This window comes from Amycolatopsis sp. TRM77291 (assembly GCF_054166285.1).
The window spans coordinates 6,107,131-6,128,850 of the sequence record NZ_JBSZHF010000001.1; the positions used below are offsets into that span (position 1 = coordinate 6,107,131).

Below are 21,720 nucleotides of genomic sequence, written 5' to 3' on the forward strand. Positions count from 1 at the left end.
TACTCTGAGGGTAGGCAAGGGGCCCTTCGCGGGCGTCCGCCTGCCGAACGGCGTCGCGAAAGCCACTTTCGGGACATCAGGCGTCGCGAAAGTGGCTTTCGCGACACGGCCACCCGCTCAGTCGTCGTCCCGCTTCGAGAGGTCCCGGATCAGCGAAACGATCTCCCGGCTCACCGGCCGCAGTACCCGCAGCCGCGAAANGGTTTCCGCGACACGGGCGCCGGCGGCCACGACACCGTTGCTTTACCCCTCGACAACCGTCCCAGCCACTCACGAGCCGGCCCGGAAGCAGTCCTTCACGTGGTCGTCGACCATCCCCGTCGCCTGCATCAGCGCGTAACAGGTCGTCGGGCCGAGGAATACGAAGCCGCGCTTCTTGAGTTCCTTCGCCATCGCCTTCGACTCGTCGGTGATCGCCGGGACGTCGGCCATCCGCCGCGGCCGGGTGTGCGAGGAAGGCGCGAACGACCACAGCAGGTCGTCCAGCGAACCGTCGAGTTCCTCGATCGCCCGCGCGTTGTTGATCGCCGCCAGGATCTTCGCCCGGTTCCGCACGATCGAAGCGTCCTCCATGAGACGAGCGACGTCGTCGTCGGTGAAGGCAGCGACCTTTTTGGGCTTGAACTTCTTGAACGCCTTCCGGAACGACTCCCGTTTCCGCAGGATCGTGATCCACGAAAGCCCGGACTGGAACGACTCCAGGCACAGGCGTTCGTACAGTTCTTCGTCGCCGTGGAGCGGGAAACCCCATTCGGTGTCGTGGTACTCGGCGTAGTCCGGGGCCGAGTTGCCCCACGAACACCGCTTGATCCCGTCCGCGCCCAGCAGACCCGCCTCAGCCAACCCGGTACCCCTCCGCGTACTTCACGAATCTCTGCAGGCACAGCCGCAGTCCCAGTTCGAAGCCCGGCTTCGCGACCGGCCAGCCGAGCCGCCCGACGACGCCGAACGGCGGCCGCAGATGCTCCGCCCAGACGAACGTCGACGCGTGCGGCCCCTTCTCGATCACCTGGAACACCCCGGTGCCCCGCACGATCTTGCCGGTATGCCGCACGACGCAGCGCAGCGGCGGTTCCCAGCCGGTGATCTCCATGGTGTCGGTGAATCCGATCCCGGCGACGCCGGTGAACGCCGACAGTTTCGAGCCCACGCTGCGTCCGTTGCCCTCGACGACCTCGACCTCGGTGCCGAGCATCCATTCGCCCTGGCGTTCCCAATCGGTCAGGGCGAGCCAAGCCGTCCCGGCCGGTACCGCGACGTCGACGGAGACGACGACATCGGTCACCTGGCGCCCTCGCGTTCGGCCTCCAGCTCGGCCACCTTGGCGCGCAGTTCCTCGATCTCGACGCCGAGCCGCCGCATCACCCAGTCCACTTCGGACATCTTGTAGCCGCGCAGCACCATCTGGTAGCGGACGGCGTGGACGTCCTCGGCGGTGATGTCCTCGGCGGGCAGCCTGGTCGGCGAGCTGCCCGGCGGCAGCGGGGCCAGCTCCTCGCCGCGGCCGAACACCACGGCGGCCAGCAGGAACACCACCGCGGCCACCAGCAGCATGACTACGAGATAGATCAGGGCGGTCGTCACGCGACGATCGTGGCACACGAACGCCACGATCGTCGCGCCAGCAAGGCGAGTCGCACGCTGACCACGACCCAGAGGATCATCAACAGCCCGCACGGCACCGACAGGAACAGCCTCGACGCGTCGATGACGCCGGTGGCGATCACCAGCAGCGCCACCGAAAGCAGGTTCAGGCCGACGGCCTCGCCGATCAGCACGCCGGCGGTCTTGACCAGCCGGGCACCGTCCATCCGCCGGGAAAGCCAGCGCATGGAGACGAGGGCGATCACGCCCAGCACCGGCACGATGAAGACCGAACCGTGGGTGAACTGGGCGATGTACTTGTACCAACCCGGCGTCGGCGCGAGCTGCGACCACTCGCCGAAGGTCCATTTCCGGGCGAACTCCCAGGCGAGCTGCATCAGCGGCACGCCGAGGATCAGTTTCCAGAGGGTGCGGGTGCCGCTGTGCATCCCCAGTTCGGCCTGGTAGTCCCTCGCGATCAGGTGCACCGGCCCGAAATCGGCGACGGCGCGCCGCTGCGCCTCTTGTTCGCTCCAGCCACCGTCGCGGTACGCGTCCGCGGCGTCGTCGAGCCCGTCCCGCGCTTCACGCAGCAGATCCCGCTTCGCCGCCGCTGGACCGTCCAGCCGGGCGCGCAACTCCCCGAGATAGGCCTCGATCACCGTCATGCCGTGGTTCTCCAACTCCGCGCGGCGACCGTGAGCCGCATGCTGAACAGGATCCAGGTTCCGGACAGGACCGCGCACGGCACGCTGACGAGCATGCGCGCGGGCTCCAGCAGCCCGGTCGCGCCGCCGTAGGTCGCGACCGCGACGAGGTTCAACCCCGCGGCCGCGGCCAGCGTCCAGGAGACGGCGCGCGCGACCCGCGGACCGGCCGTCCGCCGCGAGAGCAGCCGTGCCGCAAGCAGCCCGGCGATCGCGACGGCCGGGGACGACGCCGCCAGCATGTCGGCCGCGCCGATCGCGCGGTGGTACCAGGAAGGCGCGGCGCCGAGCGCCGACCAGTCGGCGAAGCCCCGCGCCAGATCCCAGGCGAGGATCAGCAGCGGGACACCGGCGATCAGCTCCCACGGCACGCGGATGTCGCGCCGCAGCCCCAGTTCCGCCTGGTAGTCGCGGGCGATCAGATCGGCGGGGCCGAAATCGGCGACGGCACGGCGTTCGGCTTCCGACTCGTCGAGACCGCCCGCGCGGTAGGCGTCGGCCGCGTCGACCAGACCGTCCCTCGCTTCGGTGAGCAGATCGGCTTTCGCCGACCGCGGCCCGGACAGCTGGGCGTCGAGTTCGCCGATGTAGGCCTCGATCGCGTTCATGCGGCGAGCGCGGGCCGTGGCCGGAAAGCCGGTGAGAGCAGCCAGAAACTGAAGGCGACCCAGCCGAGCGCCACCAGGTTGCACACGAGGCTCACGTTCATCCTCGACGGATCGAGGACCGCGGTGCTCACGGTGAGCAGCAGCAGCGCCAGCAGGTTCGTGCCCGCCGCGGCACCCACCGTCCACCGCGTCACCTTCCCCAGGCTCACGCTGTCGAGCCTGCGCCCCAGCCGCCGGGCCCCGAACAGCGACACCGCGCCGATCACGGCCGGAACGAGGACCAGGACGCCGAAGATCTCGATGACGGCCGTGAACCACTCCGGATTCGGCTTCCCCGAACGGCTCCAGTCGCCATAGGTCCAGATCCGCGCCAGCTCCCAGGTCACCTGGATCAGCGGCACACCGACGATGACCTTCCACAACGTGCCGATGTCGCCGCGCAACGCCAGCTCGGCCTGGTACTCACGGGCGATCACCGCGGCCGGGCCGAAGTCGGCGACGGCACGGCGTTCGGCTTCCGCCTCGCCGGCACCGCCTTCGCGGTACGCCTCGGCCGCGTCGACCAGACCGTCCCTGGCCTCGGTGAGCAGATCGGTCTTCGCCCTCGCCGACCCGTTCAGCCGCCTGTCCAGGTCGCCGATGTAGGCCTCGATCGTGCTCATGCCGTGCTCCCCCCGAGGACACCACCGATCACGGTGGTGAACTCCTGCCACTCCGCCCGTTCCGCGGCCAGCGCCTTCTGCCCTGAGCGCGTGAGCTTGTACGTACGACGTTTGCGGCCGGACACGACGTCCCATTCGCTGGCGAGGAATCCGGCGCGCTCCAAGCGGCGAAGCGCCGGGTAGACGGTGCCCGTCGGCAGGTCGAGCGCACCGTCACTGCGGAGCTGGAGCGCCTCGATGATGGCGTACCCGTGCAGCTTCCGGCCGTCGAGGACGGCGAGGAGCAGCGCGTCGAGGTGCCCGCGCAGGCTGTCGGCCTTCATAGATAGACAGTCTACACATCGCCGCACACCAGGGTAGCCGGGACTTTCCCGGACCGGCCTCAGGGAATGTCCCCGAGATCACCCCGATTTCATAGATTTAGTGGCTACATGTAGCCAGCCTACGTATACAGTGCCTCGACATGGACGCACTCCCGATCGCGAGACTCCAGTTCGCGACGACGACCTCGTTCCACTTCCTGTTCGTGCTGCTCACACTGGGGCTCGTGACACTCGTCGCGGTGATGCAGACACGCTCCGCGTTCGGCGCCAAGCCGGAACTCACGCGGATGACTCGCTTCTGGGGCAAGCTTTACGTGATCAATTACGCGCTGGGAATCGTCACCGGAATCGTGATGGAATTCCAGTTCGGGCTCACCTGGACCGGCCTGTCCGCGGTCGCGGGCGACGTCTTCGGCGCGCCGCTGGCCATCGAGACGCTGGTGGCCTTCTTCGCCGAATCGACCTTCCTGGGGCTCTGGATCTTCGGCTGGGGGCGGCTGAACAAATGGCTCCACCTGACGCTGATCTGGCTGGTCACGCTGACCGCGTACGCCTCGGCGCTGTTCATCATGGTGGCCAACTCGTTCCTGCAGAACCCGGTCGGCACGCACGCCGAGAACGGCGTGCTGGAACTCGACGACTTCGGCGCGCTGTTCACCAACCCGGCGCTGACGGCCTCGCTGCCGCACGTGCTGAGCGCGGCGCTGATGACAGGTGGTTTCTTCGTGGTCGGCGTCAGCGCGTACCACTTCATCAAGCGTACGAAGGAGATCGAGTTCTTCCGGCGCTCGATGCGGATCGGCGTGCTCGCCTCGCTGGCCGGCAGCACGATGGTGATCGGCTTCGGCTTCGCCCAGTTCGGCCCGCTCGGGGAATACCACCCCGGCAAGCTGGAAGGAGCGGATCCCATCGTCGGTGTCTCACTGGGCTTCATGATCCAGATCGGGTTCATCGCCTTCCTCGCCTCGATCCTCGGCACGCTGCTGCTGTTCCGGAACTGGATCACCAAGGTCCGGCCGCTGCTGTACGTGATGGTGCTGGCCATCCCGTTGCCGTTCGTCGCGGCGATCCTCGGCTGGCTGGTGCGGGAGATCGGCCGTCAGCCGTGGCTGATCCGCGGGCAGCTGACCACCGCCGACGCCGTCGCGGCGATCCCGGCGGGGCAGATCCTGTTCTCCTTCATCGCTTTCACGCTGTTGTTCCTGGTGCTCGCGATCGCCGACTGGGTGCTGATGTCGCGGGTCGCGAAACGCGGCCCGGAGCCCGCCGAAGAGGCAGCCGCGCCCCGTACCGAACTTCCCGTCCTGAGCGGAGTCTGACCGATGGTGATCCTCTGGTGGTGCGTGCTCGGTTTCCTGACCGCGGGCTATTTCGCGCTGGCCGGTTACGACTACGGCGTCGGCATGCTGCTCGGCAGGCTGGGCCGTGACGAGGCAGGCCGGCGGCGCGTGCTCGGCGCCTTCGGCCCGTTCTTCCTGGCCAACGAGGTGTGGCTGGTGGCCGCGGTCGGTGTCCTGTTCGGCGCCTTCCCGCATCTGGAAGGAAAAGTGTTCGCCGGGGCCTACATCCCGGTGGTGACCTTGCTGCTCGGCCTGGTCACGTTCACCGCGGCGGTGCAGCTGCGCAGCAGGCGCCCGGACGCGCGCCGCGGCGCCTGGACGCTGGCGATCACCGTCGGCGCGTGGGTGACGGCGGTGTCCTGGGGCGTGTTCCTCGGCAATCTCGTCCTCGGACTCCCGCTCGACGCGGCCGGTAAGCCGACCGGCGACGTCCTCGCGGTGTTCAGCCCGTACGCGCTGCTCTGGGGCGCGGGGTTCGTCGCCCTGTTCGCTTTGCAGGGCGCGGCTTTCCTCGCCGTGCGGGCACCGGCGGAATTCACCGCCCGCACGAACCGGATCGCCAAGGCGCTGCTCGCGCCGGCGCTCGCGTTCCTGGTCGTGGCGGTCGTCTGGGGTGCCGTCGAGACCACCGCGTCGTGGTCCGTGCTGCCCGCGATCGTGCTGGCGTTCGGCGCGTTGGGTGTCGCGGCCGCGGCTCTGCGCACCGGGCGGCACAAGACGGCGCTGGTCGCCACGATGACTCTGTCGGCGTCGCCGGTGCTCGCCGTCGGGACCGCGCGCCTGCCCGACGCACTGGTGTCCTCTGTGGACGGAGGCTTCTCGTTGAGCCTGACGGAAGCGGCCACCAGTACCGAGATGCTCGGCCTGCTCACCTTCGTCCTGCCCCCGGCGCTCGTGGCGATCGCCGCCGTGCAGTGGGTGACGTGGCGCAGGCACGACACCCGCGTCGACCAGCGCTCGCTGCTGCACTTCTAGGAGCCCGGCATGCCTCCCCTTCCCGGACTGCGCCGTCATTTCGGCGTGCTGGCCGTCCTCGGAACGCTGACCGCGGCGGCGATCCTCGTCCAGGCCGACGGCCTCGCGACGCTGCTCACCGGCGGCGGCGTCACCTGGACGCTCGTGGCCGCCATCGCGGTACGGGCCTTGCTCGCGGGTGTCCAGGGTTCCGTCGGCGGCCGGTTCGCGGCGAAGGTCAAGGCCGGGCTGCGCAAACGGCTTCTCGGCGCGGAGGCGGAGAACCCCGGCGCGGTCGCGACCCTGGTGACCAAGGGGATCGACGCGAGCGACGCCTACCTGACCGGTTATCTGCCGACGGTGGCGCTGTCGGCGATCGTGCCGGTCGCGGTGCTCGTCCGGCTGTTCGCCGCGGATCTGTCGTCGGCGCTGATCATCCTCGCGACACTGCCGCTGATCCCGGTGTTCGCGATCCTGGTCGGACAGCACACGAAGGCGAAGACCGCCAAGCAGTGGTCACTGCTTTCCAAGCTGGGCGGGCATTTCCTCGACGTCGTGCGCGGGCTCGGCACGCTCAAGGTGTTCGGCCGCGCCGAAGCGCAGGCGAAGACCGTGCGGGCGATGGCGGACGCGCACACCGACGCGACGATGCGCACGCTGAGGGTCGCGTTCCTGTCCGCGCTGGTACTGGAACTGGTGGCGACGCTTTCGGTGGCGCTGGTCGCGGTGCCGATCGGCTTCCGGCTGCTGGAAGGCGGCATGGTCGTGCACACGGCGGTGCTGGTGCTGCTGCTCGCTCCCGAGGCGTACCTGCCGCTGCGGGCGGCCGGGGCGAAGTTCCACGCCAGCGCCGAAGGGCTCGCCACGCTGCGCGAGGCGCTGGCCGTGCGCTCGGAGGACGTCGTCCGGGGTTCGCGGGTGGCCCGCCGCGGTGCGCCGCGGATCGTGCTGGAGAAGGTGAGCGTCGCGTACGGCGGCGAGACCGTACTGTCCGAAGTGGACATGACCATCGAGGCGGGCGAACACGTCGCGCTGGTCGGCCCCAGCGGCTCCGGGAAGAGCACGCTGCTGGCGGTCCTGCTGGGCTTCGTGACGCCGACGTCCGGCCGGGTCCTCGTCGACGGTGTCGATCTGGGCGAGCTGGATCCGGCCGCGTGGCGGGCGGGGACGGCGTGGGTGCCGCAACGGCCGACGTTGTTCACCGGGACCGTCGAGGAGAACATCGCCATGTGCCAGGTGCCGGACGTCCAGGCGGCGGCACGCGCGGCGGCGTTCGACGAGGTCGTGCGCGGACTGCCCGACGGCTACCGCACCAGGATCGGCGAACTGGGCGCGCCACTTTCGGCCGGTCAGCGGCAACGGCTCGGCCTCGCCAGGGCGCTGGCCCGTACCGAGGCGGGTCTCGCGCTGCTCGACGAGCCGACCGCCAGGCTCGACGCGGGCACCGAAGCGGCCGTGCTCGGCGCGACCCGTGAACTGCTCACCGGCCGGACCGCGGTGCTCGTGGCACACCGGCCCGCGATGGCCGCGCTGGCCACCCGCGTCCTCGAAGTCCACGAGGGCGCCGTAAGAGCAGTAGGCGGAGCTGAAGATGCACCTCGGGCGGTGACCCCGCTATCGCGGTGGCGGGACGCCACCGCCGCATCGGCGAGGTGAATGGCCGACCAGCGTCCTGCCGACGTCGATCGCGGACGCGGGTTCCCCGACGAACACTGAGAGAACGGGAACTGGTGTGAACGTCTGGGGCGTGTCCACAAAGGACGCCGTGCGGCTGATCCGGGCCGGGTTGATCGGGGCCGGGGCTGAGATCGCCGGGCTGGCGTTGATGGCCACCGCCGCGTGGCTGCTGCTGAAGGCGGCCGAACAGCCGCCACTGGCGTCGCTCACGGTGGCGATCGTCGCCGTCCGGACGCTGGCGTTGCTGCGCGGCGGCTTGCGTTACGCGGAACGGCTCGCCGGGCACGAGGTCGTCCTGCGGTATCTCGGTGCCTTGCGGACCCGCGTGTACACGTCGCTGCTGCCGCATCGGGTCTCCCGGCATTCCGGCGGCGACCTCGTCACGCGGCTGGTGTCCGATGTGGACGCCGTGCAGGACGCGATCCTGCGCTGCCTGCTGCCCGCCGGTGTCGCGGCCTTCGTCGGCACGGTGTCGACGACGGTCGCGCTGATCGCCAGCCCGGCCGCCGGGCTCGTGCTGGCGCTCGGACTCGCCATCGCGGGGATCGGGCTGCCGTGGCTGTGCGTGCGGATCACCCGCGCGGCGGCGGAGAAGAGCGCTCCGGCCCGCGCCGACCTCGCCGAACGGTCGGTCGAGCTGATCACCGGGCGGCGCGAGCTGATCGCCTACGGCGTCCACAAGTCCACTGTGGACGCCGCACACAACGCTGTCGACGCACTCGCTTCGCGGGATCGGGCGACGGCGAACCGCACCAGCCTGCTGACCGCGGCAGGCATCCTCGTCCAGCTGCTGACCTGCGTCGCGATCGCCCTGACCGCCGGGGTTTCGCCGCCACTGACGGCGGCACTGGCTTTGGGCGCGCTGGCCGTGTTCGAGCTGGTCCTCCCGCTGACCGCGGCCGCCCAGCGCTGGGTCGAGGTCCGCGCGTCGGCCGAGCGGGTGCGCGCGCTGCTGACGGAACCGCCGCCCGCGCGCGGCACCGTGGCGCCCGAGCCCGGGCATCTGCTACTCGAAGGGGTCGGCGTTCGGTTCGAGGGCAGGGCCCCGGCGCTGGACGGCGTCGACCTCGACCTTCCGCCGGGCAAACGCGTCGGGATCGTGGGGCCGAGCGGGGCCGGGAAGACGACGTTGCTGAACGTGCTCCTGGGTTCCGTGGTGCCGACGTCCGGGCGCGCTCTGCTGAATGGGAAACCGCTGGAGACCTACGATCCGACGCTGCTTCCTTCGGTGATTTCGGGCGTGCTCGCGGACGCGCACGTCTTCCACACGACGGTCCGGGAGAACCTGCTGCTCGCGAAGCCCGGCTCTTCGGATGAGGAGCTGCTCGCCGCCTGTGAGACGGCCGGTTTCGACCTGCCGCTGGATCGCGAAGTCGGCTCCGACGGCGACACGCTGTCCGGCGGGCAACGCCAGCGGCTCATCCTGGCGAGAGCAGTGCTCTCGGCACCGCCGATCCTCGTGCTGGACGAGCCGGTCGAGGGTCTGGATCCGGAGCACGGCGACGCCGTCCTGGCCGAGGTGCTCGCCGCCGCGCGCGGCACCGTCGTCCTCGTGACGCATCGCGAGTCGCAGGTGGCCGGGTTCGACGAGGCCCTACGGCTGTAGGCCGCGCACTTCGCGCATCGGCGGCCGGTCGCTCACCGACACCTCGGCCACCTCCGGCTGCCATTCGTCACCTACTTGCGCGAATTGGGTGAGCTGGGCGGGGTCGTCGGATTTGATGCCGCAACGCGCGAGCGCCGTCCCGAGGATCTGGCGCGCCATCACCCCCAGCTGGAGCAGCGAGCGGTTGCGATGCTTGCGTACGCCGAGGTTGACCTGGGCGAGCCCTTCGAGGCCGTAGCGCGCTTCGGCGTCGAGGATGAGCCCGATCTCGACGCCGTACCCGGCCGCGAAGGGCACTGACTCCAGGAACTCGCGCGTCGCGGCGTACTCGCCGCCCAGGGGCTGGATGAGCCCGGAGAGCGACGGGCGCAGCGCCGAGAGGACCGGTCGCGCCAGCAACTCGGTGACCCGGCCGCCGCCGCTGCTCTCCAGCCGGAGCGGCCGCCGGTAGAACCCCTTGACCAGGTGGACGCCGCTCTCGCAGAGCAGGGGACCGAGCAGGGTCGGCACGAACGCCGGATCCGGGTCGACGAGGTCGGAGTCGAGGAACACGACGACGTCACCGGTCGTCGCGGCCAGCGACCGCCACAGCACCTCGCCCTTGCCCGGCACCGGCGGCAGGTCGGAGAGCACGTCCTCGCGGTGCACCACGCGCGCGCCGGCGCGGGCCGCGAGCTCGGCGGTGGCGTCGGTGGACCCGGAGTCCATCACGACCAGCTCGTCGACGACCGTGCCCAGCAGCGGCCGGACCGTCCCGACGACCTCGGCGACGGTGTCCTCTTCGTCGAGCGCCGGTAGCACGACCGAAACCGTCCGGTCACCCTTCGCAGCGACGATGTCTTCGACCGTCCAGCCGGGGTTCTGCCACGTACGACGCTCGAACCAACTCATGAGTAGTGATCGTGCCATGCTGGAGTCCGACACCCTGTCGATGGAGGAACCTTGCTACCGCTACTCGTCCGATTCGTGCTCGGACCGCTGGTCAGAGCGCTGTACCGCCCCGAGATCCGCGGCGTGGAGAACATCCCCGCCACCGGGCCGGTCCTGCTGGCACCCAATCATCGGGCGGCGCTGGACACCGGCGTGATCACTTTCACGGCGATGCGGCAGGTCAAGTTCCTCGGCAAGGCGGAGTACTTCACCGGCCGCGGGCTCAAGGGCAAACTGATGGCCGGTTTCCTGGGCGGCCTCGGCTACGTCCCGGTCGAACGCGGCAACGCGCAGGCCGGTCTCGCCGCGCTGGAAGCGGCGCGGAAGGTGCTCGACGCGGGCGGCGCTTTCGCGATCTACCCCGAAGGCACCCGCTCGCTGGACGGGCGGCTGCACCGCGGCCACACCGGCGTCGCGGCACTGGCGCTGGCGACCGGCGCGAAGGTCGTGCCCGTCGCGCTGTCCGGGACCGAGAACCTGCAGCCCGCCGGGAAGCGGATCCCGCGGCGGGCGAAGATCACCGTCACCTACGGTGCGCCGCTGGACTTCTCGCGGTACGAGGGGCAGGACTCGTCGCCGGCGATCCGGCGCTCGGTGACCGACGAGATCATGTACGCGATCCTGGAGCTTTCGGGGCAGGAGTACGTCGACTCGTACCACAAACGGCCTGATCAGAGCGCTGCCTGACGGTTCTCGCGGGGCCGGGTGGTAGCAAAGGTCCCTTGCTCCCGGAGGAAGTGCCGTGAAGGCCTCCTTCCCTACCCTCAAGGTAGTGAAGGAGGCCTTCACGGACCCTGGGCCTCGAGGGGTTCCTCAAGGGGTCCTTCACGGACTTCGACAGTCACCTCACGGAGCCCAGGTGCCCCAATGCCCCCACTCGTCACGAGCAGCGCGCGCGAAGGCCCCCTTCCCTCGGCTCAGCCGAGGGAAGGGGGCCTTCACGCGCTACCCAAGCCCTACTTAGCCCACTTAGGCCGAGGCGGCGGAGCGTAGTCCGCGAAGCCGTCCAGAAGCACCGAAGCGTCCGAGTCGATCGAGAGCATGTCCCGGTACCCCGCCGACAGGAAGCCCTCCGACACCATGTGGTCGGCGAACTTCAGCAGCGGCGCGTAGTACCCGCCGACGTCGACCAGCCCGATCGGCTTCTCGTGCAGCCCGAGCTGCGCCCACGTCCACACCTCGAACAGCTCCTCCAGCGTCCCCGCGCCGCCGGGCAGCGCGAGGAAGCCGTCGGACAACGCGGCCATCTTCGCCTTCCGCTGGTGCATGTCGGCGACGACGTGCAGTTCGGTCAGTCCGGCGTGCGCGATCTCGACCGTGCCCAGTGCCTCGGGGATCACGCCGATCACCTCGCCGCCCGCGGCCAGCGCCGCGTCCGCGACGACGCCCATGGTCCCGACCGAAGCCCCGCCGTAGACCAGCCCGATGCCCCGCGACGCCAGCAACGTGCCCAGGGCACGAGCCTCCTCGGCATACCGCGGGTCGAAGCCCATCGAGGAACCGCAGAAGACGCAGATCCGGCGCGGCGCCGCCATCAGTGGGTGTCCTCCCATGCCTGGTACGACTCCTGGACGACGCGCACGGCGTCGTCGATGTCGTCGGTGACGTGCAGCAGGTCGAGGTCCTTCTCCCCGATCTTGCCCTCGGCGAGCAGCGTCTTGGCGATCCAGTCGTACAGCCCGCCCCAGTAGTCGCTGCCGAACAGCACGACCGGGAACTTCGTGACCTTCTTCGTCTGCACCAGGGTGAGCGCCTCGAACAGCTCGTCGAGCGTGCCGAAGCCGCCGGGCAGGCAGATGAACGCCTGCGAGTACTTGATGAACATGGTCTTGCGCGCGAAGAAGTACCGGAAGTTGACGCCGAGGTCGACCCACGGGTTCAGGCCCTGCTCGAACGGCAGCTCGATGCCGAGGCCGACCGAGAACCCGCCCGCCTCGTTGGCGCCGCGGTTCACCGCTTCCATCGCCCCGGGGCCGCCGCCGGTCATCACCGCGAAGCCCGCGTTCGCGAGCGCGCCGCCGATCTTGCGGCCGAGTTCGTACTCCGGGTGGTCCCGCTTGGTCCGCGCCGAACCGAACACCGTCACCGCGCGCGGCACCTCGGCGAGCGCGCCGAAGCCCTCGACGAACTCCGCCTGGATCCGCAGCACGCGCCACGGGTCGGTGTGCACCCAGTCGCTCGGGCCCCGCGAGTCCAGCAGGCGCTGGTCGGTGGTGCTGCCCTGGTCACGGCGATCCCGCCGCAGCACGACCGGGCCCTTGTGGCGCTCGATCGGACGTTCCGGGTACTGGCCGTCGGGGAACTCGCTTGTCTCACTCACCCCGCCAAGCCTACGACGTCGTCACCGTCCGGAGCGGCGGCATCGCCGCGAACAGGAGTTGTCGGATACGCGAACGCGGGGCCCGCCGTCGAGCGGGCCCCGCGATCACGCCTCAGGAACGGCCGGTCAGCGCGAACGCGAGCATGGCCGTCGAGGTGAAGTCGATGGCGGGCTCGTTGCTCGGCCACGACGCGAGGTCGTCGGCGTAGCGGGACTCGGGGGTGTCGAAGGCTTCGAAGGGCTTCCTGCAGTCCTTCGATCCGGGCGGGAGCTCCATGTGCTCGAAGTTCTCCGCCCCGTTGGGGCCGTTCACGACGGCGCCGTAGAGCAGCTTCTCCTCGCCGGCGAGGTTCGCCGCCTGGTGGTGCGGGCACCGCGGGTACGTGGTGCCGACACCGACGACCAGCGAGATTCCCCAGGCGTTCGCGCCGAGGGTGAAGTTCCGCTGCTGCGAACCGAACGCCGCGTACCGCCGGTCACCGGTCAGGTCCGCGTACAGCCGCTCGGTCGCGGCGAACCCGAAGCTCTTGCTGGCCGCGTCGAATTCCTTCACCGAGACAGCGGTCCGGAAAGGACTCTGAGCCGCGCTCGCGACACCTTCGTCCAGCTGACGCCGCAGATCGCCGATCAGTTCCTTCGGGCCGAGCGCCGCGCCCGGGACACCGTGCCGCAGGAGCTTCGCCAATTCGGCGTGCGCCAGCGCGCTGGTGTCATACAGGTTGAGCGTGCTCTTCTCTTCGACGTCGATGTAGGCCTTCGCCCAGTGCGCCGCCTGCCGCGTCCACTCGGCGGACCGCGGGTCACGCAGGGCCTTGGCCGCCAGGGCCAGCTGCGTCGCGCCGAGTTCCATGTCGTCCCGCCAGGACGATTCCGGGTAGTACGCGTGCGGGAACGCGGTGACCAGTTCGCCGACGTTCTCGGTCTTGGCCTGCGCGAAGACCGACGAGGCCTCGGCGAGGTATTCCCTTGCCAGCGCGGGGTTCCGCTTCGCCTCGACCTGGGCGCCGAGCGCGAAGGCGGCGGCGACCCGGCCGGCGAGGTTCGGGCTGAGCCCCGATCCGCCGGGGTTCGCGGGGAAGACCGGCCGGTGCTTCACGAAGTACTTGGGGTCACCGGGTTTCACGTCGAGCGGGTCGTCGTCGTGCGGGTTCCGCCAGACGTCGTGATCGCCGAGGAAGCCGAACTTGTCGCTGCCCGTGCCGATCCCGACCTGGGCGTAGAGCGTCTTGCTCTTCTCGTCCCACATCTTGTCGAGCCAGTCGAGGCCGAGCTTGACCTCCGCGGCCAGCGCCCGGTCGTAGTCCTCGCGGAGCACGTAACCCAGCTCGGCCAGCGAGTACGCCGTGTTCGACGTGAACTTGACGAAGTCGCCCGCGTCGACCCAGCCGCCCTCGACGTCGATCGGCCCGCCCGCCGGCTTCAGCGGTTCGGTGATCTCGTCGCCGAATTCGCCGCCGAACGCGGGCCATTCGTAGACCGTGGCCTGTTTGTCGGCCAGGTGCGAGGGTTTGCGGTCGAGACGGCCCGGGATGATGTCGTCGCCGTCGCGCTGCGCCTGGAAGAACTCGTTGGTGGCCCGGACGAGCGGCGTGAAGAGCCGGTCCTTGGTGTCCACCCGGAACGTCGGCGACGTCGCCTTGGTCTCGCCGGTGACCTCGATCCGGTACTTGCCCGGCAGCCAGACCCTCGACAGGTCGAGCTGGTACACCGCCGGGTACTTCGCGTTCCACGCGCCGAGCGACTGCCCGGTCCGTCCACGATGGACGGTCCGGCCGCGTTCGTCGACCACCGAGAACGAACCCGGCGCGCTGGAGAGGAGATAGGCGTGCTTGGTCTCGGTGATGCCGTAGCCGACCTGGTCGACCCGGACCTCACCCTGCACCGCCGCCGCGGCCGAAACCGCCGGAACCGTCAAACCCCCGAGGACCAGTGCCGAAACCGCGGCCACCGTCCGGGACCAGGAACTCACCATCATCGGCGCCCCGCTCACATTTAGTTAAGAAAGTTTCCTTTTTATTGCGCACGACGCTAGCTCCCCGAGCGCCACCAGTCAATATGTCCGTTTCGCCGGTCGGAAGTCACCGGATCCGGCCGTTGTTGGCGGATATCCGTCCGGCTCGGCCCGATGCCCGGCGGGAAATCGTCTACCGTGGATCGGTGCCGTCCATGGCTGAACCACTCGGCGCGCGGATCCGGCGCTTGCGCCGGGCACGCGGGCTGACTCAGCGTGAGCTCGCCGAGCCGCGCTACGACCGCGGTTTCCTCGCCAAGGTCGAGTCCGGCCGCCGCCTGCCCTCGGACGACGTGCTCTCCCACCTCGCGCGACGGCTCGGCCTCACCGCGGACGAACTCCGCTTCGACCGGCCACCCGGCGCCGCCCAAGAACTCGGCGACGCGCTCGAGGCCGCGTATCGCGAGTTACAGAAGGGCGGACTCGAAGCCGCCGAGCGCGAGTTCGCCCGGGTGGAACGCCGAGCGGCGGAGTACCGGCTGCCGGACATCCAGTGTCACGCGCGTTTCCATCTCGGCGAAGTCCACTGGCAGCGCTATGACATCCCGTTGGCGGACAAGGGATTCGCGCACGCCATGGAACTCGCCGATGCCGCGTCGCCCCGGCTGCGCGCGATGATCGTCAACCGCGTCGCCGCCTGCCGCGCGCTTTCGGGTGACCTGGGCGCGTCGGTCGCGCTCGTGGAGAACGCGCTCGCCGATCTCCGCACCACCGGCGCGAGCGATCCCGACGCCGAACTGGCGCTGGTGACCGCGTTGATCCACCCGCTGATCGAAATGGGCGCGCTCCGCCGAGCCCGCCGGGCCGCCGAGGAAGGCCGTCGCGTCCTCCCTTCCGCCCGTCACGCGGACATCGCCGCGCGTTATCACCGGCAGGCCGCGCAACTGTGGCAGGAGATCGGCCTGGCCGACCACGCGGAGAAGGACCTTTCGCGGGCGCTGCGCCTGTTCACCTCACTCGGTTACGACCGCGACGCCGCCCGATGCCGCTGGGCGCGCGGCTTCCTGTGGCGACGGCTGGGCAAACTCGACGAGGCGCACGCCGAACTGCGGCTCGCCCGCGACCTCCTGGCCAAGGCCGGTTCACGCGAGGGCGTACTCGGCGCGACCATCGAACTCGCCGATGTCCGTCGCCGCCAAGGGAAACTCGACGAGGCGGCCGAACTCGCCGAAGGGATCCGCCCGCTTCTGGATCGATCCCCCGACATCGAGGCGAGGACCGAGGTTCTCCGGTTACTGGGACTCATCGCCCGCGCGCGCGGCGACCTGCCCGAGGCCACCGCGCTCCTCGAAGAAGCCGCCACCGCCCAGGAAAAGTCCGAACTGCGCGGCGCGCTGGTCGCCACCTCACTGCATTTGGGCGACACGTTGCGCGCCCGCGGATTAATCGAAAAAGCCGCGGAGGCCTATCGCCGCGGCGTGCGCGCGGCCGCTATGTCCGATTTCGGGCCGACCGGCTGAAAACCATACGAAAGTCGCCATATATCGCACATGGCGCGAAAAACTCTTACTACACAGGCATTTCATTCCCCGCATGTGGATCTTCGCCCGCGCCGCTAGGCCATCCGGCCCATTGACGCACCTCGTGACCGGCTCCTTTACTCGGACGTGTCCATCGGGATAACTCCAGTTATCCGAATGGGCACGCTCCCCGTCCCCGCCGTGCGCCCGCCAGGTCGAATTCCCCGCCGCGCCTGAAGGCCGGACGGGTACACGGTCCTGCCCATGGAAGGTTCACATGACCGTTCAGCGAGGGCTCAGAACAGGGTTGGCGGCCGTCGCCGGCCTTGCCCTGAGCATGACGTTCCCGGTGACCCCGGCGAACGCGACCACCGCCACCGTCCAGCCCGCGAGCCCCGACGCCGTGGCCGCGAGCGCGGCCGACCGGGCCGCCGCGACTGGTGTAGACCAGCTGCGGAAGGGGGCGCAGGAAGACTTCCGCCGAGTCGGGCTGACCCCCGGTGGCGGAGGACTCTTCTACGCCGCCTACGAACGAACCTATCGTGGCCTGCCCGTCGTGGGCGGGGACGCGGTGGTGGTCGCCGACGGCGCCGGACGCGTCCGCGGCACCAGCGCCGCGGAGACCGCGGCGATCTCGGTCGACACCAAGGCCAGGATCTCCGCGGCGAAGGCGACCGAGGTCGCGCGCGGCCAGCTGTCCAAAGTAGACAGTGTGGTCGCGCCGAAGCTCGTCGTGCTGGCGGGGAACTCCCCCAAGCTCGCCTACGAGGTCGTCGTCGCCGGCACCAAGGCGGCGAACCCGAGCAACCTGCACGTGTTCGTGGACGGCGCGACCGGCGCGGTCCTCGAAACCCGTGACGACGTCAAGATGTCCAACTTCCCTGCCGCCGCACCGAAGGCGGCGGCGAACGAAGTCGGCACGCTGGGCGCCGGGAACAGCTACTACGCCGGCAACGTCACCATCGACACGACGAACTCCGGCGGCACGTACACGATGCGCGACCCGCAGCGCACCAACATCAGCTGCGCCCGCCAGAACAGCTCGCCCTTCAGCGGCCCGGACGACAACTGGGGCAACGGCTCCGGCACCGACCTGGAAACCGCCTGCGTCGACGCGCTCTTCGGCGTGCAGACCGAGTGGAAGATGCTGGGCGAATGGCTCGGCCGCAACGGCATCAACGGCAACGGCGGCGGCTTCCCCGCCTACGTCGGCCTCAACCAGGCCAACGCCTACTGGAACGGTTCCTCGACCACCTACGGCCGCTCGTCGGACAGCCAGCGCCAGGCCACCCCGATGGACGTCGTCGCGCACGAGTACGGCCACGCCATCTTCCAGACCACGCCGGGCGGCGCGGGCAGCGGCAACGAGAACGGCGGCCTCAACGAGTCCACCGGTGACATCTTCGGCGCCATCACCGAGCACTACGCCAACAACGCCAAGGACACCCCCGACTACGACGTCGGCGAGGGCGTGAACCTGGTCGGCCGCGGGCCGATCCGCTACATGAACCAGCCGAGCCGGATCTCCGGCAACCCCGACTGCTACTCGTCGTCCATCCCGAACACCGAGGTGCACGCCGCCGCCGGACCGCAGAACCACTGGTTCTACCTGCTGGCCGAGGGCACCGCGCCGGTCGGCAAGCCGGCCAGCCCGACCTGCAACAACACCTCGATCACCGGGATCGGCATCCAGAAGGCCGGGAAGATCTTCTACAACGGCCTGCTGAAGAAGACCTCCAGCTGGAACCACAAGGCGGCCCGCAAGGCCACCCTGGAAGCGGCGCTCGCGCTGTACCCGGGCTCCTGCACCGAGTTCAACACCACCAAGGCGGCGTGGGACGCCATCAGCGTCACCGCGGCGACCGGTGAGCCGACCTCGTGCACCCCGCAGGGCAACGACTTCTCCGTCGGCGTCACCCCGACGTCGGGCTCGGTCAAGCCGGGCGAGTCGGCCACGGTCACGGTGAACACCGCGACCACCAACGGCACGGCGCAGTCGGTTTCGCTGAGCGCGAGCGGCCTCCCCGCCGGGGCGACCGCGACGTTCAACCCGGCTTCGGTGCAGTCCGGCGCCTCCTCGACGCTCACCATCGCGACGTCGGCGAGCACCCCTGACGGCACCAGCACCATCACGGTGACCGGCACCGGGGCCAGCGGCGCGCGCACCGCGCAGTACAAGCTGACCGTCGGCACCGGCGGTGACGTGCGCACCTACACCAACGACACCGACTACGCGCTGAACGACTACGGCACGGTGAACAGCCCGATCACCTCGACCGCCACCGGCAACGCGGTTTCGCCGGTGAAGGTGTCGGTCACCGGGACGCACACCTGCTCCGAGGACCTCCGCATCAGCCTGAAGGCCCCCGACGGCAGCACGTACTCGGTCAAGCCCACCGGTTCCCTGCCCTGCACCGATCTGGGCACCCGGAACTACTCGGTGAACGTGACCAACGAGGTCGCGGCGGGCACGTGGACCCTCGTGGTCTACGACGCCTACGCGCAGGACACCGGCACGCTCTCCAGCTGGTCCATCACCGTCTGATCCCCGTTCCGTGAAGGCCTCCTTCCCTACTTTCAGCGTAGGGAAGGAGGCCTTCACGGACCATCACCTCAGAAAGGAAGACCCCGGCATGAAGTGGGGAAAGCGAATAGGAGCGGCCATCGTCGGCATGGCCGCCGTACTGGGTGTCGTCACGGCGCCCGCGCAGGCGGTCACGGCCGCCGCCGCACCGGACATCTCGCTCGCCAACGTCAAGGCGCATTTGAGCGCGTTGCAGACCATCGCCAACCAGAACGGCGGCAACCGCGCCGCCGGGCGGCCGGGCTACCCGGCGTCGGTGTCCTATGTGGCGCAGAAGCTGCGCGACGCGGGCTACAACGTCACTCTGCAGTCCTGCACGAGCTGCGCGGGCTCGAACCAGAACATCATCGCGGAATGGCCGCAGGGTGACGCCAGCCAGGTCATCATGCTCGGCGCGCACCTCGACAGCGTCAGCGCCGGCCCCGGTATCAACGACAACGGCTCGGGCTCGGCCTCGATCCTCGAAGTCGCGCTGACCCTCGCCCGCGAGAATCCCACGATGGCCAAGCGGGTCCGCTTCGGCTGGTGGGCCGACGAGGAGTCCGGCCTGCGCGGGTCCAGGTTCTACGTCAACAGCCTGCCACAGGCCGAGCGCACGAAGATCAAGACCTACCTGAACTTCGACATGATCGGCTCGGACAACTGGGGCTACTTCGTCTACGACGACGTCGCTTCGGTCAAGGCCGTGTTCGACGAGTACTTCCGCACGATCGGCATCCAGACCGAGGGCGACACCGAGGGCGACGGCCGTTCGGACCACGCTTCGTTCAAGAGCGCGGGCATCCCGGTCGGTGGTCTCGCGACCGGCGCCGGATACACGAAGAGCGCTGCGCAGCAACAGAAATGGGGCGGCACCGCCGGAAGGGCGTTCGACAGCTGCTACCACCGCGCCTGCGACACGCTGTCCAACATCCCGGACACCCCGCTGGAGAAGAACAGCGACGCGATCGCGTACGCGCTCTGGAAGCTCGCCGTCGGCACGTCGACGGGGCCGGACTTCTCGCTCGGTCTCTCGCCGTCCTCCGGCACCGTCCAAGCGGGACAGTCGACCACCGTCACGGTCAACACGGCGACGACTTCCGGTGCGGCGCAAGCGGTTTCGCTGAGTGCCAGCGGCCTCCCCGCCGGGGCGACCGCGACGTTCAACCCCGCTTCAGTGCAGTCCGGCGGATCCTCGACGCTCACCATCGCGACGTCGGCGAGCACCCCCAACGGCACCAGCACGATCACGGTGACCGGTGACGGGACCTCGGTGGACCGCACCGCGCAGTACACGCTCACCGTCGGCGACGTCAGCGTGCGCACGTTCACCAACGGCACCGACTTCGCGCTGAACGACTACGCGACGGTCAACAGCCCGATCACGTCCAGCGCGACGGGTGCGGCGACCTCGCCGGTGAAGGTGTCGGTCACCGGGACGCACACCTGCTCCGAGGACCTCCGCATCAGCCTGAAGGCTCCGGACGGCAGCACCTACTCGGTCAAGCCGACCGGTTCCCTGCCCTGCACGGATCTCGGCACCAGGACGTACTCGGTGCCGGTGACCAACGAGGTCGCGGCCGGCACTTGGACGCTCGTGCTCTACGACGCCTACGCGCAGGACACCGGCACGCTCGACAGCTGGACCATCACCGTCTGACCATCCGAATGGCGAAGGCCATCCCACGAGGACCCCCGGCCTCGCGGGATGGCCTTCGTGCAACTCTTCGATATCTGGTCTAGACCACCCGATCGTCGGTAGCGCCACTCATGCACGGCGACCTATGTTGAGCCGAACGGCCGCTTCCTGTTCGTTCAAACCGCTTTCGAGATGGGAGCTGGGTATGTTCGGTCGCGTCTCACGGCTGCTCGCAATCACCGGCGCGGCGGTACTCGCCGTCACCACCCTCGTCGCACTGGGCTCGGCGCAGGCGTCACCCGACGCCGAGGTCTGCGCGGTCAAATCGAAGCCCGCGGGCAAGGTCCTGCAGGGCTACTGGGAGAACTGGGACGGCGCGTCGAACGGCGTCCATCCGCCGATGGGCTGGATCCCGATCACCGACGCCCGGATCAAGGCCAACGGGTACAACGTGATCAACGCGGCCTTTCCGGTCATCCTGTCCGACGGAACGGCCAAATGGGAGGACGGGATGGACGCGACTGTGAAGGTCGCGACCCCGTCCGAAATGTGCGCCGCGAAGGACGCCGGTGCGACCATCCTGATGTCCATCGGCGGCGCCACCGCGGGGATCGACCTGAATTCGGCCACCGTGGCGGACAAATTCGTCGCGACCATCGTGCCGATCCTGAAGAAGTACAACTTCGACGGGATCGACATCGACATCGAAACCGGCCTCACCGGCAGCGGGAACATCAACACGCTTTCGGCTTCGCAGAAGAACCTCATCCGCATCATCGACGGCGTCCTCGCCGCGATGCCGCCGAACTTCGGGCTCACCATGGCGCCCGAGACCGCGTACGTCACCGGCGGCAGCGTCGTCTACGGCTCGATCTGGGGCGCGTACCTGCCGATCATCAAGAAGTACGCGGACAACGGCAGGCTGTGGTGGCTGAACATGCAGTACTACAACGGAAGCATGTACGGCTGCTCCGGCGATTCGTACCAGGCCGGGACGGTGCAGGGCTTCGTCGCACAGACCAACTGCCTCGACAAGGGCCTGGTGATCCAGGGCCAGACGATCCGCGTCCCCTACGACAAGCAGGCCCCCGGCCTGCCCGCGCAGGCAGGCGCCGGCGGCGGCTACATGTCGCCGAGCCTGGTTTCCCAGGCGTACCGCAGCATTCCGGCCCTGAAGGGCCTGATGACCTGGTCGATCAACTGGGACGGCTCGCGGAACTGGACCTTCGGCCAGAACGTGAAATCTCTACAAGGCCGCTGATCGTTCGTGCCGTCCGTCCGATCACGTGAGTTACGCCTTCAATCACGTGAGTTACGCCTTCAATCACGCGAGTCA

General features: G+C 69.3%; 20 protein-coding genes. 9 read left to right on the top strand and 11 right to left on the bottom strand.

Going from position 1 to position 21,720, the window contains the following annotated elements; translation table 11 throughout:
- Positions 1 to 270 precede the first annotated feature (270 nt).
- Genes ACXIZN_RS28020 through ACXIZN_RS28050 form a run of 7 tightly spaced genes read right to left on the bottom strand, consistent with a single transcriptional unit; the run spans position 271 to position 3,884 of the window.
- Positions 271 to 843, bottom strand: coding sequence for a DNA-3-methyladenine glycosylase I (locus ACXIZN_RS28020; protein WP_457957955.1), 573 nt, complete (start codon positions 841 to 843; stop codon positions 271 to 273).
- Entirely contained in the window at positions 836 to 1,285 is a 450-nt protein-coding gene (locus ACXIZN_RS28025) for an SRPBCC family protein (RefSeq protein WP_457957957.1), read from the bottom strand. Before ACXIZN_RS28025 ends, ACXIZN_RS28020 begins: the two co-directional genes overlap by 8 nt.
- Positions 1,282 to 1,584, bottom strand: a complete 303-nt coding sequence (locus tag ACXIZN_RS28030) for a DivIVA domain-containing protein (protein ID WP_039917099.1) — start codon at positions 1,582 to 1,584, stop codon at positions 1,282 to 1,284. The genes ACXIZN_RS28025 and ACXIZN_RS28030 overlap by 4 nt, the downstream gene beginning before the upstream one ends.
- Positions 1,581 to 2,252, bottom strand: coding sequence for a permease prefix domain 1-containing protein (locus ACXIZN_RS28035; RefSeq protein WP_457957959.1), 672 nt, complete (start codon positions 2,250 to 2,252; stop codon positions 1,581 to 1,583). Before ACXIZN_RS28035 ends, ACXIZN_RS28030 begins: the two co-directional genes overlap by 4 nt.
- Positions 2,249 to 2,899, bottom strand: a complete 651-nt coding sequence (locus ACXIZN_RS28040) for a permease prefix domain 1-containing protein (RefSeq protein ID WP_457957961.1) — start codon at positions 2,897 to 2,899, stop codon at positions 2,249 to 2,251. Before ACXIZN_RS28040 ends, ACXIZN_RS28035 begins: the two co-directional genes overlap by 4 nt.
- Positions 2,896 to 3,561 carry a permease prefix domain 1-containing protein gene (locus tag ACXIZN_RS28045; RefSeq protein WP_457957962.1) on the bottom strand — a complete coding sequence of 222 codons (666 nt, stop codon included), beginning with the start codon at positions 3,559 to 3,561 and terminating at the stop codon, positions 2,896 to 2,898. Before ACXIZN_RS28045 ends, ACXIZN_RS28040 begins: the two co-directional genes overlap by 4 nt.
- Positions 3,558 to 3,884 carry a helix-turn-helix transcriptional regulator gene (locus tag ACXIZN_RS28050; protein WP_005155407.1) on the bottom strand — a complete coding sequence of 109 codons (327 nt, stop codon included), beginning with the start codon at positions 3,882 to 3,884 and terminating at the stop codon, positions 3,558 to 3,560. Before ACXIZN_RS28050 ends, ACXIZN_RS28045 begins: the two co-directional genes overlap by 4 nt.
- Positions 3,885 to 4,024: 140 nt before the next feature.
- Between ACXIZN_RS28050 and ACXIZN_RS28055 the strand changes: the two genes are divergently transcribed.
- The 4 genes from ACXIZN_RS28055 to cydC all read left to right on the top strand — a co-directional run bounded on the left by ACXIZN_RS28055 (position 4,025) and on the right by cydC (position 9,461).
- On the top strand, positions 4,025 to 5,203 hold the full coding sequence (locus tag ACXIZN_RS28055) for a cytochrome ubiquinol oxidase subunit I (protein WP_457957964.1): 1,179 nt from the start codon (positions 4,025 to 4,027) through the stop codon (positions 5,201 to 5,203).
- Positions 5,204 to 5,206: 3 nt separating this feature from the next.
- Positions 5,207 to 6,199, top strand: coding sequence for a cytochrome d ubiquinol oxidase subunit II (locus ACXIZN_RS28060; RefSeq protein WP_457957966.1), 993 nt, complete (start codon positions 5,207 to 5,209; stop codon positions 6,197 to 6,199).
- A 9-nt stretch (positions 6,200 to 6,208) separates the two neighbouring features.
- A complete protein-coding gene (cydD, locus tag ACXIZN_RS28065) occupies positions 6,209 to 7,834 on the top strand; it encodes a thiol reductant ABC exporter subunit CydD (RefSeq protein WP_457957967.1) in 1,626 nt (541 codons plus the stop codon).
- Positions 7,835 to 7,910: 76 nt separating this feature from the next.
- Entirely contained in the window at positions 7,911 to 9,461 is a 1,551-nt protein-coding gene (cydC, locus tag ACXIZN_RS28070) for a thiol reductant ABC exporter subunit CydC (RefSeq protein WP_457957968.1), read from the top strand.
- Here cydC and ACXIZN_RS28075 read toward each other — a convergent pair.
- Positions 9,450 to 10,352 carry a glucosyl-3-phosphoglycerate synthase gene (locus tag ACXIZN_RS28075; protein ID WP_457957970.1) on the bottom strand — a complete coding sequence of 301 codons (903 nt, stop codon included), beginning with the start codon at positions 10,350 to 10,352 and terminating at the stop codon, positions 9,450 to 9,452. The genes cydC and ACXIZN_RS28075 overlap by 12 nt on opposite strands.
- A 51-nt stretch (positions 10,353 to 10,403) precedes the next feature.
- On the opposite strand from ACXIZN_RS28075, the gene ACXIZN_RS28080 reads away from it, so the two are divergent.
- Complete coding sequence (locus ACXIZN_RS28080; protein ID WP_126736376.1) at positions 10,404 to 11,078, top strand: lysophospholipid acyltransferase family protein; 675 nt, start codon at positions 10,404 to 10,406, stop codon at positions 11,076 to 11,078.
- Between the two features lie 269 nt (positions 11,079 to 11,347).
- On the opposite strand, the gene ACXIZN_RS28085 is transcribed toward ACXIZN_RS28080, so the two are convergent.
- From ACXIZN_RS28085 to ACXIZN_RS28095, 3 genes are all read right to left on the bottom strand, one after another.
- Complete coding sequence (locus ACXIZN_RS28085; protein ID WP_457960614.1) at positions 11,348 to 11,926, bottom strand: LOG family protein; 579 nt, start codon at positions 11,924 to 11,926, stop codon at positions 11,348 to 11,350.
- On the bottom strand, positions 11,926 to 12,711 hold the full coding sequence (locus ACXIZN_RS28090; RefSeq protein WP_126736377.1) for an LOG family protein: 786 nt from the start codon (positions 12,709 to 12,711) through the stop codon (positions 11,926 to 11,928). Before ACXIZN_RS28090 ends, ACXIZN_RS28085 begins: the two co-directional genes overlap by 1 nt.
- Before the next feature lie 112 nt (positions 12,712 to 12,823).
- Entirely contained in the window at positions 12,824 to 14,686 is a 1,863-nt protein-coding gene (locus ACXIZN_RS28095; RefSeq protein ID WP_457957972.1) for a glycoside hydrolase family 9 protein, read from the bottom strand.
- A 191-nt stretch (positions 14,687 to 14,877) separates the two neighbouring features.
- Between ACXIZN_RS28095 and ACXIZN_RS28100 the strand changes: the two genes are divergently transcribed.
- From ACXIZN_RS28100 to ACXIZN_RS28115, 4 genes are all read left to right on the top strand, one after another.
- A complete protein-coding gene (locus tag ACXIZN_RS28100; protein WP_457957974.1) occupies positions 14,878 to 16,182 on the top strand; it encodes a helix-turn-helix domain-containing protein in 1,305 nt (434 codons plus the stop codon).
- Positions 16,183 to 16,459: 277 nt separating this feature from the next.
- On the top strand, positions 16,460 to 18,727 hold the full coding sequence (locus tag ACXIZN_RS28105; RefSeq protein WP_457957975.1) for a M4 family metallopeptidase: 2,268 nt from the start codon (positions 16,460 to 16,462) through the stop codon (positions 18,725 to 18,727).
- 88 nt (positions 18,728 to 18,815) lie between these two features.
- Entirely contained in the window at positions 18,816 to 20,405 is a 1,590-nt protein-coding gene (locus ACXIZN_RS28110; RefSeq protein WP_457957977.1) for a M28 family peptidase, read from the top strand.
- 184 nt (positions 20,406 to 20,589) lie between these two features.
- On the top strand, positions 20,590 to 21,645 hold the full coding sequence (locus tag ACXIZN_RS28115) for a chitinase (protein WP_192746609.1): 1,056 nt from the start codon (positions 20,590 to 20,592) through the stop codon (positions 21,643 to 21,645).
- The last annotated feature ends 75 nt before the right edge of the window (positions 21,646 to 21,720 follow it).

What these genes read in the sequence shown, in the direction of transcription:
- ACXIZN_RS28100 (WP_457957974.1), top strand. Translation starts at nt 14,878, where the DNA reads ATGGCTGAACCACTCGGCGCGCGGATCCGGCGCTTGCGCCGGGCACGC.
- ACXIZN_RS28050 (WP_005155407.1), bottom strand. Translation starts at nt 3,884, where the DNA reads ATGAAGGCCGACAGCCTGCGCGGGCACCTCGACGCGCTGCTCCTCGCC.
- cydD (WP_457957967.1), top strand. Translation starts at nt 6,209, where the DNA reads ATGCCTCCCCTTCCCGGACTGCGCCGTCATTTCGGCGTGCTGGCCGTC.
- ACXIZN_RS28035 (WP_457957959.1), bottom strand. Translation starts at nt 2,252, where the DNA reads ATGACGGTGATCGAGGCCTATCTCGGGGAGTTGCGCGCCCGGCTGGAC.
- ACXIZN_RS28045 (WP_457957962.1), bottom strand. Translation starts at nt 3,561, where the DNA reads ATGAGCACGATCGAGGCCTACATCGGCGACCTGGACAGGCGGCTGAAC.
- ACXIZN_RS28105 (WP_457957975.1), top strand. Translation starts at nt 16,460, where the DNA reads ATGACCGTTCAGCGAGGGCTCAGAACAGGGTTGGCGGCCGTCGCCGGC.
- ACXIZN_RS28040 (WP_457957961.1), bottom strand. Translation starts at nt 2,899, where the DNA reads ATGAACGCGATCGAGGCCTACATCGGCGAACTCGACGCCCAGCTGTCC.
- ACXIZN_RS28095 (WP_457957972.1), bottom strand. Translation starts at nt 14,686, where the DNA reads ATGATGGTGAGTTCCTGGTCCCGGACGGTGGCCGCGGTTTCGGCACTG.
- ACXIZN_RS28115 (WP_192746609.1), top strand. Translation starts at nt 20,590, where the DNA reads ATGTTCGGTCGCGTCTCACGGCTGCTCGCAATCACCGGCGCGGCGGTA.
- ACXIZN_RS28110 (WP_457957977.1), top strand. Translation starts at nt 18,816, where the DNA reads ATGAAGTGGGGAAAGCGAATAGGAGCGGCCATCGTCGGCATGGCCGCC.
- ACXIZN_RS28060 (WP_457957966.1), top strand. Translation starts at nt 5,207, where the DNA reads ATGGTGATCCTCTGGTGGTGCGTGCTCGGTTTCCTGACCGCGGGCTAT.
- ACXIZN_RS28075 (WP_457957970.1), bottom strand. Translation starts at nt 10,352, where the DNA reads ATGAGTTGGTTCGAGCGTCGTACGTGGCAGAACCCCGGCTGGACGGTC.
- ACXIZN_RS28055 (WP_457957964.1), top strand. Translation starts at nt 4,025, where the DNA reads ATGGACGCACTCCCGATCGCGAGACTCCAGTTCGCGACGACGACCTCG.
- ACXIZN_RS28085 (WP_457960614.1), bottom strand. Translation starts at nt 11,926, where the DNA reads ATGGCGGCGCCGCGCCGGATCTGCGTCTTCTGCGGTTCCTCGATGGGC.